The organism is Nonomuraea sediminis (assembly GCF_018531495.1).
In the GTDB taxonomy this organism is placed as follows: Bacteria; Actinomycetota; Actinomycetes; order Streptosporangiales; family Streptosporangiaceae; genus Nonomuraea; species Nonomuraea sediminis.
This window is the reverse complement of sequence record NZ_JAHDTI010000001.1, coordinates 40,899-54,079: the sequence shown is the minus strand read 5'-3', so window position 1 is coordinate 54,079 and position 13,181 is coordinate 40,899. Positions and strand designations below refer to the sequence as shown.

Sequence of the window (13,181 nt, the reverse complement as noted above, 5' to 3'; positions counted from 1 at the left end):
CCTCCGCCGTCGGGACGTTGTTGCGGCCACTTGGAGGAGGCGGACTCCTCCGCCGGGAGGATCGGCCGGCTGGTACTTGGCGGATACCGTGTGCCCATGCGTTGGCGTGGAATGCCGCTCGACATCCTGTTGGCGGTCTCGGGAATAGGGCTCGACCTGCTGCTGTCTGGCAAGGCGGGCCTGGCGCAGGGCCTGCCCGAGGTGATGGTGCTGCCCTTCGCGATCCTGGTCGGCGCGCCCATGGGCCTGGTCAGGAAGTGGCCGCTGCCGATCAGCCTCTACCTGTCGGCTTTCCTGGTCTTCACCGACCAGATCGGCGCGTTCACCTCCAACACCGCCCAGATCCTGCTGTGCGTGGCGGTCGGCGTGGTGGCGCACCGCTCCGGCTGGCGGGCGATCCCGATCGCGCTGGTGGCCGCGGTCGCCGCCACCGCGTTCAACATGGCCGACCCCGGCCTGGCCTTCACCGCCAACTCCTGGATCTACTCCGTCCTGGTGCCCGGCTTCCCCGCCGTTGTCGGCGCCTACCTGCGCGGACCCGCCGGGCGGCTGGAGGAGGGCGACATCACGCCCGACATCCTGCTGGCCGGCGGCGGTGTGGCCGACACCGTGCTGAGCACCTGGACCACCTGGCACAGCAGCTCGCTGCCCGTCTGGGTGGTCGGCATGTTCGCCGTGTTCGGCGGGCTCTCGCTCGGGGTGGCCAGGCGGCTGCCCGGCATGGTGTTCCTGTTCCAGGGCGCGCTGCTGTTCGCCGCCGACACCTACCTGCAGGAGGTGGCCAACACCTGCCTGATCCTCACCCTGATCGCGCTGGGCGTGTTCGCCATGCGGGTGGCCTCGTGGATCTGGACCGCGGCCGCCTACTTCGCCGGATGCCTGCTGGCCGCCGTCGCGGTCGTCGAACCGGGCACCGAGGTCACGCCGTTCCGCACCGCCGTGCTGATGGCGCTGGTGGCCACGCCCATCGCCATCGGCCGCTACCTGGGCGCCAGGCAGGCCGCGGCCGCCGCGGAACGGCTGCGCTCCTCCCAGTCGGCCCGCCTGGCCGTCGCCCAGGTGCGCGCCGACCAACTGGCCGAGCGCGAGCGCATCGCCCGCGAGGTGCACGACATCGTCGCCCACCACGTCGGCGCCATGGTGCTGCGCGCCAGCGCCGCCCGCTACGCCGCCCCCGACGGGCCCGTCGCCGACGCCCTGTCGGACATCCGCGACACCGGCCACCAGGTGCTTGAAGACCTGCGCGGCCTGCTCGACCTGCTGCGCGACCCCGACAGGCAGCCCGACCTGCTGGCCGACCCCGCCGACGTGGTGCGCGAGGCCGCCGAACGCATGTCCGCCGCCGGGCTTCTGGTAGACCTGGAACTCGACCCCGCCTCCGACGGCGCGCCCCTCGTGGCTCGCGCCTCGGCGGCCCGCATCGTTCAGGAAGGCCTCACCAACGTGCTCAAACACGCCGGCCCCGGCACCAAGGTCCGGGTCAGCGTGGCCACCGCCGACGACGGGCTGGCCATCGAGATCCGCAACGGCCGCCCGCCCACCGTCATGGACCGCCTGCCCTCCTCCGGGCAGGGACTGGCCGGGATGCGCGAACGGGTCAAAGCCCTCGGCGGCACGCTGCGCGCCGGACCCGACGAGGACGGCGGCTGGCTGCTGGCCGCCAGCCTGCCCGCCGCCAGGGGCTCGGCATGATCCGCGTGCTCATCGCCGACGACCAGGCGCTGGTCAGGGCGGGCGTGAAGATGCTGCTGCAGGCGGCGGGCGACATGGAGGTGGTCGCCGAGGCCGACGACGGCGCGGAAGCCGTACGGCTGGCGGAACGGCACCTGCCCGACGTCATCCTCATGGATCTGCGCATGCCCAGGGTCGACGGCCTGGAGTCGATCAAACGGGTGCTGGCCGCCCGCCCCGCCACCAGGATCGTCGTGCTCACCACCTTCGCCGAGGACTCCAACGTCTACGCCGCGCTGCGCGCCGGAGCCGTCGGCTTCCTGGTCAAGGACGACGAGCCGGAACGCATGGTCGACGCCGTCCGCCGGGCCGCCTCGGGCGAGCAGCTGCTGGCCCCGTCGGTGCTGCGGCGCGTCCTTGAGCGCTTCCTGGCCGCCGAGGAGCAGGCCGCCGCGCCGCCGCCCGCCGGGCTCACCGAACGGGAACTGGAGGTGCTCGCGCTGGTCGGCACCGGCCTGTCCAACGCCGAGATCGCCGAGGAACTGCACGTGGGCGTGACCACGGTCAAGACCCACATCGCGGCCGCGATGGACAAGCTCGGGCTGCGCAACCGGATCCAGGCCGCCGTCGTCGCCCACCGCTCAGGGCTCGTGGACGCCGCCTTCCGCCCGGTGCGTCCGCCCCGGGGCGGACTTTCGAGTCCACCGGCAGGGTGACGACCCGTTGATCTCCTGACGGACATCCTGTGGTCCTTCTCCCACTCAGGAAAGGATCACACCGATGCAGGAAACCCTCGCCCCGCCGGCGGTCAGGCGCGTCACGCCCGGCCTGCTCTACAGCCTGCGCCTGGTCATCATCGCCCAGGCCGCCGCGCTGCTGGTCGCCGCCTCCTTCGCGGGCCAGGCCGTGGCCACCAACGGGGCGCTCGCCGATGCCCACGTCATGGCCGGGCTGGTCGTCCACCTGGTCGCCCTCATCCAGATCGTCCTGGCCATCCTGGTCTGGCGGCCGGGACGCGGCGCCGGATGGCCCGCCCTGGCCAGCGTCGCCCTGTTCATCGTGGGCGGGCTGCAGCACGTCACCTGGCTCTGGCTCGGCGCCCACCTGCCCAACGGCGTGCTGCTGTTCGGCCTGATCGGCGCCATGGTCATCTGGTCCTGGTCGCCCGGAGCCGCTCGGCGCCGCTAGCCTGTGAGGGTGTTCGTGAAGATCTGCGGGCTCAGCGAGCCCGAGCACGTCGAGGCGGCCGTCGAGGCGGGCGCCGACGCCATCGGGCTGGTCATGACCCGCAGCCCCCGCCAGATCACGCCTGCGCGGGCGGCCGAGCTCGCCGCCCTGGTGCCCGGCCACGTGCTCACCGTGGGCGTCTTCCGCGGTGAGGAGCCCGAGGCGGTGCGCGAGGCGGTGCTCGCCTCCGGCGTGCGCGCCATCCAGCTGCACGGGCCCAAGCACCCGCACTCCCACTTCACCGCGCTCAAGGACCTGTCCAGGACGCTCATCAGGGCCGTCGACTCCTCGGCCGACCTGCGCTGCGGCGCCTTCGACGAGGACCTGCTGCTGGTCGACGCGCCCCACGCGGGCTCCGGCCAGGCGTGGGACTGGGCGGCCATCCACGGCCGCCCCACCGGCCACTGGCTCCTGGCGGGCGGCCTCACCCCTGCCAACGTCCGCACCGCCATCGCGGCCGCCGCCCCCTGGGGGGTCGACGTCTCCAGCGGCGTCGAAACCTCCCCCGGCATCAAGAGCACCCCCCTGATCCAGGCCTTCCTCACCGCCGCCCGCTCCTGACACTGCCCTCGGCGGATCTTGTCCTGTACGGCGAGCCACCCCCACCGGCCGCCCGCCGTACTTCGGCTGAGGACCCGTGCGCGGCGCGTGCGGCGAGTCGATGACGCTTCCCGCCGTCACGGTTCCCCCGGAGAAGAGGGAGCTCTGGGCTGGAGAAATTCCTGTTGGGTGGGAGAAAGTCGGGCGCGATCCACGCAGTAGGGTCTGCTGCGTGAGCGAAACTTCCGCCGAGGACCGGATCTGGACGGTTCCGAACCTGCTGAGCTTCCTGCGCCTCCTCGGTGTCCCTGTCTTCCTCTGGCTGATTCTGGGGCCGAAGGCTGACGGGTGGGCGATCGCGCTGCTGGCGGTCGCCGGGTTCACCGACTGGCTGGACGGCAAGATCGCGCGGGCGTTCAACCAGACCAGCCGCCTGGGCCGGCTGATCGACCCGGCCGCCGACAAGCTCTACGTGTTCTCCACGATCGTCGGGCTGCTGCTGCGGGACGTCATCCCGTGGTGGCTGGTCGCGGTGATCCTGGGTCGCGAACTCTTCGTCGTGAGTTTCGCCCCCGTACTCCGCAAACACGGCTACAAGGCACTCCAGGTGCATTTCCTGGGCAAGGCAGCCATGTTCTGCCTTATGTATGCCTTTCCGCTCCTCTTCCTTGCATCCCATACGGGGTGGTATGCCGATATCTCCAGGGTTGCGGGCTGGGCTTTCGCGCTGTGGGGGACTGGCCTGTACTGGTGGGCAGGGTTGTTGTATGTCGTACAGGTGCGGCAGCTCGTAGCGGACGCCAAGAAGGAGTGATCGGGTGAAGGCGGTCGTCATGGCGGGCGGGGAGGGGACTCGGCTGCGCCCGATGACCGCCAACCAGCCCAAGCCCCTGCTTCCCGTGGTCAACCGTCCGATCATGGAACACGTGCTGCGGCTGCTCAAACGGCACGGCATCACCGAGACCGTGGTCACCGTGCAGTTCCTGGCCGCGCTGGTGCGCAACTACTTCGGCGACGGCGACGAGCTGGGCATGAGCCTGCAGTACGCCACCGAGGACCTGCCGCTCGGCACCGCCGGCAGCGTCAAGAACGCCGCCGACCGCCTCAGGGACGACCGGTTCCTGGTCATCTCCGGCGACGCCCTGACCGATGTCGACTTATCGGCGATGATCCGCTTCCACCGGGAGAACTCGGCGCTGGTCACCGTCGGGCTGAAGCGGGTGTCGAACCCGCTGGAGTTCGGGATCGTCATCGTCGACGAGCTCGGCCGGGTGCAGCGTTTCCTGGAGAAGCCGACCTGGGGCCAGGTCTTCTCCGACACGGTGAACACCGGCATCTACGTCATGGAACCCGAGATCCTGGACGAGGTGGCCGCCGGCGAGGTCGTCGACTGGGCCCACGACGTCTTCCCCAGACTGCTGGCCCGCGGCGCCCCGCTCTACGGCTACGTCGCCGACGGCTACTGGGAGGACGTCGGCACCCACGAGAGCTACCTCAAGGCCCAGGCCGACGCCCTGTCCGGACGCGTCCGCGTGGACATCGGCGGCTTCGAACGCTCCCCGGGCATCTGGGTCGCCGAGTCGGCCACCGTCGACCCCGACGCCGTGCTCAAGGGCCCGCTGCTCATCGGCGACTACGCCAAGGTCGAGGCGGGCGCCGAGCTGCGCGAGTACACCGTGCTCGGCAACAACGCCGTCGTACGCGAGGGCGCCTTCCTGCACCGAGCCGTCATCCACGACAACGTCTACCTCGGGCCCGGCACGAACCTGCGCGGCTGCGTGATCGGCAAGAGCACCGACGTGATGACCGGCGCCCGCATCGAGGAGGACGCGATCATCGGCGACGAGTGCGTCATCGAGGCCGAGGCCTACGTCTCCAGCGGCGTGCGCGTCTACCCGTTCAAGACCGTCGAGGCCGGCGCTGTCGTCAACACCAGCGTCATCTGGGAGTCGCGCGGCCAGCGCAGCCTGTTCGGCCCGCGCGGCGTCAGCGGCCTGGTCAACGTGGAGATCACCCCCGAACTGTGTGTACGGCTGGCCAGCGCCTACGCCACCACGCTGAAGAAGGGCGAGAGCGTCGTCACCTCCCGCGACTCCTCGCTGGCCGCGCGGGCGCTCAAGCGGGCCGTGATCAGCGCGCTGACCGCCAGCGCCATCAACGTGCTCGACCTGGAGGCCGCGCCGCTGCCCGTGGCCCGCTTCCACACCTCCCGCGAGTCGTCCTCCGGCGGCATCGCGCTGCGCACCACCGCCGGCGACCCGCAGAGCGTCGACATCATCGTCATGGACGCCCGCGGCGCCGACCTGCCGCCCACCGCGCAGCGCAAGCTCGAGCGGGTCTTCTCCCGCCAGGAGTTCCGCCGCGCCTTCCCCGGCGAGATCGCCGAGCTCACCTACCCCTCCCGCGTCGTCGAGGACTACGCCCACGAACTGCTGCGCCGCATCGACATGACGGGCGTGCGGGACATGAAGGTCGTCGTCGACTGCGCGGGCGGCACCTCCTCGCTGGTGCTGCCCACCCTGCTCGGCCGCGTCGGCATCGAGGTGCTCACCGTCAACGCCCGCCTGGACGACATCTCGCCCACCGAGACCCTCGCCGAGCGCCGCCGCGACCTGCAGCGCCTGTCGGAGCTCGTCAGCTCCTCGCGGGCCGCCTTCGGAGTCCGCTTCGACCCCGTCGGCGAACGCATCGCGCTGGTGGACGAGATGGGCCAGCTCATCGGCGAGGAACGCGCCCTGCTCGTCGTCCTCGACCTGGTCGCCGCCGAACGCCGCCGCGGCCGCGTCGCGCTGCCCGTCACCACCACGCGGGTCGCCGAGCAGGTCTGCCGCTTCCACGGCGTGCAGGTCGAATGGACCTCCACGGCACTGGACGCCCTCACTTCCGCCGCCGAGGGCGACGACATGGTCTTCGCGGGCGACGGCGCGGGCGGCTTCATCGTGCCCGAGTTCAGCGCCGGCATCGACGGGCTCGCGGCCTTCATGCGGCTGCTCGGCCTGGTGGCGCGCACCCGGCTGTCGCTCAGCCAGATCGACGCCCGCATCCCCGAGGCCAAACTGCTCAAACGCACCGTCCCCACCCCGTGGGCGGCCAAGGGCGCGGTCATGCGCTCGGTCATCGAGGCCGCGGAAGCCGAGGGCCACCGCGTCGACACCACCGACGGCGTCCGCGTCGCCGCCCAGGACGGCAGCTGGGTCCTCATCCTGCCCGCCGCCAGCGACCCCGTCACCGCCCTGTGGGCCGAGGCCCAGGACGTCGACTCCGCCCAATCCCTCCTCGAACGCTGGGCGCGCATCGTCGAAAGAGCGACCGGCCGTTGACTCCTGTTCTGGCCACGATCTGGCCATGATGTTGTACGGCGGGCCGCCGCCCACGGCCGCCCGCCGTACTGCGGCCGAGGGCCCGCGACCGGCGCTTCCGGCGAGTCGATGACGGTTGCCCGCCGCCACGGCCCTTCGTGACCCAGGCACCACGGTTCCCTTGCCCGCCGTACGAGGCGCCGGACGGGGGCGGGGCCCGGGAGAGGAAGGGCGTCTTGGTGCCCGCGGTGCGGCCTTTCAGGCGCCGGGTCGGTGGGGAGGGGGACGGTGGAAGGCGGCGCCCGGTACGGCGGGGGACCGGAGGCCTGGGTGCCACGATCACTGGAGGCGTTACGGTGGCCCGCCACGTCCTGCTGGCGTGGCGTCTCCCTGGACAGATCTCAGCCGAAGTGCGGCGACTGGCGGTGGGGCGGCTCGCCGTACGTCGCAAGGCCTGGCGTGGACGTGAGAAGGGCGCAGGGGAGGCTGTAGGGGTGCTGGGGGCGCTTGGGAGGGGTGGGTCTTGGGTTGGGGGTGGGCGAGCGCCAGGAGGGGCGCAGGGGGGAAGTGTGACGGTGAGTAGTCGGCGCGGCCGGGAGACTGTGGCGGATGAGGGGATGAAAGACGGCTGGAACGTGAATAAGATCAATGCGGAGAGAGAGCGGTGCGGATGGACCCGGGACTGGAGCGGCGGTAACTTTGTCACCGTCCAAACCAGTCGCGCGGTGCCCCGCCTTGACCTTTCTCGCTGATCAGCGTAAGTTGCGGCATTCGCAAACTTGAAGAGCGAAGCGAGGCGCGCCCCGAGCACCGTTGCCGCGTCTTCGCGGTAGGAGGCCGAGCCGATCGATGCCGAGCGTCTACTGCACGCAGTGCGGGCACGCCAACCCCGAGGATGCCCGTTTCTGTTCCCGGTGTGGTTCACCGCTGACCAGGCCCGAGGTCGCGGGGGACACGACGTCGACGATCTCCGTCGCGGGAATCGAGGCATACGAGGCTGAGACAGGGGACATGCTCCTGGCGGAGCGTGCGCTGGTCGAGCAGCTGCCGCCAGGCGCGGCGTTGCTGACCGTGACCAGGGGCCCCAACCAGGGCAGCAGGTTCCGGCTCGACAAGGACCTGACGACCACCGGGCGCCACCCGGAGAGCGACATCTTCCTGGACGACATCACCGTCTCCCGGCGCCACGTGGAGTTCTACCGTCACCCCGGCGGCGTGTTCTCCGTGCGCGACGTGGGCAGCCTCAACGGCACCTACGTCAACAGGGAGCGCATCGAGGAGGTTGGGCTGCACTCCGGCGACGAGGTGCAGATCGGCAAGTTCCGCCTCCTGTTCCTGCAGCGGAGCCACGCCCAGGCATGAGTGCTCAGGCGGCGCGCTCGCACATGAGCATCGGGGAGGTGCTCGCCCTGCTCCAAGGCGAGTTCCCCGACGTCACCATCTCCAAGATCCGCTTTCTCGAGGGTGAGGGGCTCATCGAGCCCGAGCGCAGCCCGTCCGGCTACCGCAAGTTCACCCACCTGCACGTCGAGCAGTTGCGCTTCATCCTGACCGAGCAGCGTGACCACTACCTGCCGCTGCGGGTGATCAAGGACAAGATGGCCGAGTCCTTCGGCCGTCCGCACGCCGTACAGCAGGCCAAGGAGATCCGCCTCAGCCGCGAGGAGCTGCTCGAGGCGGCCGGCATCGAGGAGGAGACGCTCACCGAGCTGGAGGACTACGGCCTGCTCTCGGACAGGGCCCGCCGCTACGACGAGGAGGCGCTCAAGATCGCCCGCAGCGTCGGCGCCCTGGCCCACTTCGGCCTGCACCCGCGCCATCTGCGCGCTGTCAAGGCCGCCGCCGAGCGCGAGACAGGCCTGGTCGAGCAGACCGTGGCCCCGATTCTGAAACGTCGCGCCCCCGGCGCCATCGGCGAGGCCGACGAGGTGGCCAGGGAGCTGTCGAGCCTGCTGCTCGACCTGCACGCCGCGCTGGTGCGGACGGGCGTCAGGAGCGTTCTGGGCCGATGAGGCGTGAGGGCCCCGCGCGGTGTTACGTTGAAATGCAGAAGAGCCGGGTCACATGGCCAGTCGAATACGGAGCAGCCCGTGTTGCAGATGGAGGTCGTGGGTGTTCGCGTAGAAATGCCCACAAATCAGCCAATCGTTCTGCTTAAGGAGGCACACGGGGAGCGGTTCCTGCCCATCTGGATCGGCATGACCGAGGCGACCGCGATCGCGCTCGCTCAGGCCGAGGAGCCACCTCCGAGGCCCCTGACGCATGACTTGTTCAGAGACGTCCTCAGCGCGCTCGGCGTCGGCCTGCGCGCTGTCAACATCGTCGCCCTACGCGACGGCATCTTCTTCGCCGACCTGGTCTTCTCCAACGGGGTCGAGGTCAGTGCCAGGCCGTCGGACTCCATCGCGCTCGCACTGCGCACCGGTGCGCGCATCTTCGCCAGCGAGGAGGTCGTCCAGGAGGCCGGAGTGGTCATCCCTGACGACCAGGAGGAAGAGGTGGAGAAGTTCAAGGAGTTCCTTGACACGATCACTCCAGAAGACTTTGGCAGGGCGGGGTAGGTATTTCATTGCATTTACGCTTCACGACGCGCCGGGCGGGATCGTTGACTGAGCATGGTCACGGTCCTACGGTGCAAGTGAAACCCGTGGTCGCGCGTTACGAACCCCCAGATCAGGCCGCGGGATGAGAGAAAGCCGGAGGTCCGCGTGGCGGTCAGCAGCGGCGAGGGAAAGACGGCCGGCCAGGAAGATCCGGTGCGGCGTGAGAGTGCGCGGCAGCGTGCCGGGGAGCAGGGCCTGCTCTTCGACGAGCAGCCCGCGTCACTGCCCGATGACATCGGATACCGCGGCCCGACGGCCTGCGCGGCGGCCGGCATCACCTACAGGCAGCTGGACTACTGGGCGCGCACGGGCCTGGTCGAGCCCACGATAAGAGCCGCCCAGGGCTCCGGCTCGCAACGCCTGTACAGCTTCAGGGACATCCTGGTGCTCAAGGTGGTCAAGCGCCTGCTCGACACAGGAGTCTCGCTCCAGCAGATCCGCACCGCCGTCCAGCATCTGCGCGATCGCGGCGTGGCCGACCTCGCGCAGATCACGCTCATGAGCGACGGCGTCAGCGTCTACGAGTGCACCTCGGCCGACGAGGTGATCGACCTGCTCCAGGGCGGCCAGGGCGTGTTCGGCATCGCGCTCGGCAGGGTCTGGCGCGAGGTCGAGGGATCCCTCGCGGAGCTGCCGGGGGAACGGGCGGCGGTCGAGGACGACGTCCCGGCCGACCACCCCGCTGACGAACTCGCTCGCCGCCGTCGCGCGCGGCGCATAGGCTAGAGGTACAAAACGCCACGACCTGCGATGGGCCGGTGAAGGCGGTCCATCGTAGTAATCTAGGAACATAACGGCTGACGACCCCGTGCGGGAGAGTCCCCGGCCGCGTCCGGGGCGCCGAAGGAGCAACCCTCCCCGGAATCTCTCAGGCATCCCGTACCGCTCGGGCGAGGCAACTCTGGAAAGCGGGCGCGTCCGCCAGACGTGTCACACCGACGGTGCAAGCCCTTTACGTGGGTGAAGCTCTCAGGTCCCGATGACAGAGGGGGAGAACCGTCCGCGCGCCGGTCTCCACTCGGGAGTCATCATGACCGATCTGTCAGCCCCGCCGTTCGCCACAAGGCACATCGGCCCCAACGCCGACGAGCAGCAGCGCATGCTCGAGGCCGTCGGCTTCGAGACCGTCGCGGACCTGGTGGCGGTGGCCGTGCCCGAGGCCATCAGAGCCAAGGACCGGCTCAGGTTGCCCGCGGCCGCCAGCGAGACCGAGGCGATCACCGAGCTGCGCGCCCTGGCGAGCCGCAACAAGGTCATGACCTCCATGATCGGCCTTGGCTACTTCGACACGATCACCCCCGCGGTCATCCGCCGCAACCTGCTGGAGAACCCGGGCTGGTACACCGCCTACACGCCCTACCAGCCGGAGATCTCGCAGGGCCGCCTGGAGGCGCTGCTCAACTTCCAGACCGTCGTCTCCGACCTCACGGGCCTGGACGTCGCCGGCGCCTCCCTGCTCGACGAGGCTACGGCTGCCGCCGAGGCGATGACGCTGGCGCACCGGGCCGGCAAGTCCAAGAGCGACGTCTTCGTCGTGGACGCCGACGCCCTGCCGCAGACCAAGGCCGTGCTGGCCACCCGCGCCGAGCCGCTGGGCATCGAGCTGGTCTACTCCGACCTGGAGGGCGAGCTGCCCGAGTGCTTCGCCGTGCTCGTGCAGTACCCGGGCGCCTCCGGCCGGGTCAGGGACTTCCGCGGCATCGCCGAGCGGGCGCACGCCGCCGGCGCGCTGGTCGTGGCCGCCGCCGACCTGCTCGCGCTGACCGTGCTCGCCGCGCCCGGCGAACTGGGCGCCGACATCGCGATCGGCTCCTCCCAGCGCTTCGGCGTGCCGTTCGGCTTCGGCGGGCCGCACGCCGCCTACATGTCGGTACGCGAGGGCCTGCAGCGCCAGCTGCCCGGCCGCCTGGTCGGCGTCTCCGTCGACGCCGACGGCTCGCCCGCCTACCGGCTGGCCCTGCAGACCCGCGAGCAGCACATCCGCCGCGAGAAGGCCACCAGCAACATCTGCACCGCCCAGGTCCTGCTGGCCAACATCGCCGGCATGTACGCCGTCTACCACGGGCCCGACGGGCTGCGCCGCATCGCCCGCCGTACTCACCGGATGGCCGTGACGCTGGCCGCGGCGCTGCGCGCGGGCAACGTCGAGGTCGTGCACGGCGAGTTCTTCGACACCGTGCTGGCCCGCGTGCCCGGCAGGGCCGCCGAGGTCGTGGCCAGGGCCGCCGAGCGCGGCGTCAACCTGTGGCAGGTCGACGCCGACCACGTGTCGGTCTCCTGCGACGAGAAGACCGAGCTCGCCCACCTGGAGCAGGTCGCCGCCGCCTTCGGCGTGGCCGTCGCCCTGACCGACCTGGCCGGGCAGGACGCGCTGCCCGCCACGCTGGCCCGCGAGTCGGACTTCCTGACCCACCCGGTCTTCCACACCCACCACTCCGAGACCGCGATGCTGCGCTACCTGCGCAAGCTCCAGGACAAGGACATCGCGCTCGACCGGTCGATGATCCCGCTCGGCTCCTGCACGATGAAGCTGAACGCCACCACGGAGATGGAGCCCATCACCTGGCCGGAGTTCGCCGCGATCCACCCGTTCGCGCCTGAGGAGCAGACCGCGGGCTACCGCGAGCTGATCAGGACGCTGGAGGGCTGGCTGGCCGAGGTCACCGGCTACGACGAGGTCTCCATCCAGCCCAACGCCGGCTCGCAGGGCGAGTTCGCCGGGCTGCTGGCCATCCGCGCCTTCCACCAGGCCAACGGCCAGGCCGAGCGCGACATCTGCCTCATCCCGTCCAGCGCGCACGGCACCAACGCCGCCAGCGCCGTCATGGCCGGCCTCCGGGTCGTGGTCGTGGCCTGCGACGACGAGGGCAACGTGGACCTCGCCGACCTGGACGCCAAGATCTCCAAGCACCGCGACACGCTCGCCGCGATCATGGTGACCTACCCGTCGACGCACGGCGTCTACGAGGAGGCCATCACCGAGATCTGCGCCAAGGTGCACGAGGCCGGCGGCCAGGTCTACGTCGACGGCGCCAACCTCAACGCGCTGGTCGGCCTGGCCAAGCCGGGTGAGTTCGGCGCCGACGTCTCCCACCTGAACCTGCACAAGACCTTCTGCATCCCGCACGGCGGCGGCGGGCCCGGCGTCGGGCCTGTCGCGGTCCGCGGTCACCTGGCCCAGTTCCTGCCCGGGCGGGGCACCGGTCCCGTCTCGGCCGCGCCGTACGGGTCCGCGGGGATCCTGCCGATCTCGTGGGCCTACGTCAGGATGATGGGCGGCGACGGGCTGACCGCCGCCACCGAGCAGGCGATCCTGTCGGCCAACTACCTGGCCCGCAAGCTCGCCCCGCACTACCCGGTCCTCTACACCGGCCGCGGCGGGCTCGTCGCCCACGAGTGCATCATCGACCTGCGCCAGATCACCAAGGAGACCGGCGTCACCGTGGACGACGTGGCCAAGCGCCTCATCGACTACGGCTTCCACGCGCCCACGATGTCCTTCCCTGTGGCGGGCACGCTGATGATCGAGCCGACCGAGAGCGAGGACCTGGACGAGCTCGACCGGTTCGCCGACGCGATGATCGCCATCAGGGGCGAGATCACCAAGGTCGGGTCGGGCGACTACGACCGGACGGACAACCCGCTGCGCAACGCCCCGCACACGGCCGATGCGGTCACCGCGGACGAGTGGACCCACCCCTACACCCGCACCGAGGCCGCCTACCCGGTGGCGTCGCTGCGCGATGGCAAGTACTGGGTTCCGGTCCGCCGCATCGACCAGGCCTACGGCGACCGCAACCTGGTCTGCGCATGTCCTCCCCTGGAGGCCTACGAAGACTGA

General features: G+C 70.6%; 11 protein-coding genes and 2 riboswitches. All 11 genes read left to right on the top strand.

From position 1 onward, the window contains the following. The first annotated feature begins 96 nt into the window (after positions 1-96). The 11 genes from KIK09_RS00220 to gcvP all read left to right on the top strand — a co-directional run bounded on the left by KIK09_RS00220 (position 97) and on the right by gcvP (position 13,181). Positions 97-1,692 carry a sensor histidine kinase gene (locus tag KIK09_RS00220; protein ID WP_250572463.1) on the top strand — a complete coding sequence of 532 codons (1,596 nt, stop codon included), beginning with the start codon at positions 97-99 and terminating at the stop codon, positions 1,690-1,692. Continuing rightward, on the top strand, positions 1,689-2,387 hold the full coding sequence (locus KIK09_RS00215; protein WP_214316552.1) for a response regulator: 699 nt from the start codon (positions 1,689-1,691) through the stop codon (positions 2,385-2,387). The genes KIK09_RS00220 and KIK09_RS00215 overlap by 4 nt, the downstream gene beginning before the upstream one ends. 64 nt (positions 2,388-2,451) lie before the next feature. Beyond that, a complete protein-coding gene (locus KIK09_RS00210) occupies positions 2,452-2,859 on the top strand; it encodes a hypothetical protein (RefSeq protein WP_214316551.1) in 408 nt (135 codons plus the stop codon). 9 nt (positions 2,860-2,868) lie between these two features. Further along, the gene (locus KIK09_RS00205; RefSeq protein ID WP_214316550.1) at positions 2,869-3,459 is read left to right on the top strand and encodes a phosphoribosylanthranilate isomerase; all 591 of its coding nucleotides are present in this window, start codon (positions 2,869-2,871) and stop codon (positions 3,457-3,459) included. Between the two features lie 211 nt (positions 3,460-3,670). Beyond that, the gene (gene clsA, locus KIK09_RS00200) at positions 3,671-4,252 is read left to right on the top strand and encodes a cardiolipin synthase ClsA (protein WP_308163858.1); all 582 of its coding nucleotides are present in this window, start codon (positions 3,671-3,673) and stop codon (positions 4,250-4,252) included. A 4-nt stretch (positions 4,253-4,256) separates the two neighbouring features. Beyond that, a complete protein-coding gene (locus tag KIK09_RS00195) occupies positions 4,257-6,758 on the top strand; it encodes a mannose-1-phosphate guanyltransferase (protein WP_214316548.1) in 2,502 nt (833 codons plus the stop codon). An 828-nt stretch (positions 6,759-7,586) separates the two neighbouring features. Further along, a complete protein-coding gene (locus KIK09_RS00190) occupies positions 7,587-8,099 on the top strand; it encodes a double zinc ribbon and FHA domain-containing protein (protein WP_214316547.1) in 513 nt (170 codons plus the stop codon). Between the two features lie 23 nt (positions 8,100-8,122). Beyond that, positions 8,123-8,749 carry a transcriptional regulator FtsR gene (gene ftsR / locus KIK09_RS00185; protein WP_250572462.1) on the top strand — a complete coding sequence of 209 codons (627 nt, stop codon included), beginning with the start codon at positions 8,123-8,125 and terminating at the stop codon, positions 8,747-8,749. A gap of 78 nt (positions 8,750-8,827) precedes the next feature. Then, entirely contained in the window at positions 8,828-9,298 is a 471-nt protein-coding gene (locus KIK09_RS00180) for a bifunctional nuclease family protein (protein ID WP_214316545.1), read from the top strand. 147 nt (positions 9,299-9,445) lie between these two features. Continuing rightward, a complete protein-coding gene (locus KIK09_RS00175; RefSeq protein ID WP_214316544.1) occupies positions 9,446-10,066 on the top strand; it encodes a MerR family transcriptional regulator in 621 nt (206 codons plus the stop codon). Between the two features lie 75 nt (positions 10,067-10,141). After that, positions 10,142-10,235: riboswitch (glycine riboswitch) on the top strand. Next, positions 10,236-10,336, top strand: a riboswitch (glycine riboswitch). Positions 10,337-10,370: 34 nt separating this feature from the next. After that, complete coding sequence (gene gcvP / locus KIK09_RS00170) at positions 10,371-13,181, top strand: aminomethyl-transferring glycine dehydrogenase (protein ID WP_214316543.1); 2,811 nt, start codon at positions 10,371-10,373, stop codon at positions 13,179-13,181.

Bases quoted from the DNA above. Each gene is read 5' to 3' on its own strand.
- KIK09_RS00215 (WP_214316552.1), top strand. From the start codon at position 1,689: ATGATCCGCGTGCTCATCGCCGACGACCAGGCGCTGGTCAGGGCGGGC.
- KIK09_RS00210 (WP_214316551.1), top strand. From the start codon at position 2,452: ATGCAGGAAACCCTCGCCCCGCCGGCGGTCAGGCGCGTCACGCCCGGC.
- ftsR (WP_250572462.1), top strand. From the start codon at position 8,123: ATGAGCATCGGGGAGGTGCTCGCCCTGCTCCAAGGCGAGTTCCCCGAC.
- gcvP (WP_214316543.1), top strand. From the start codon at position 10,371: ATGACCGATCTGTCAGCCCCGCCGTTCGCCACAAGGCACATCGGCCCC.
- KIK09_RS00220 (WP_250572463.1), top strand. From the start codon at position 97: ATGCGTTGGCGTGGAATGCCGCTCGACATCCTGTTGGCGGTCTCGGGA.
- KIK09_RS00190 (WP_214316547.1), top strand. From the start codon at position 7,587: ATGCCGAGCGTCTACTGCACGCAGTGCGGGCACGCCAACCCCGAGGAT.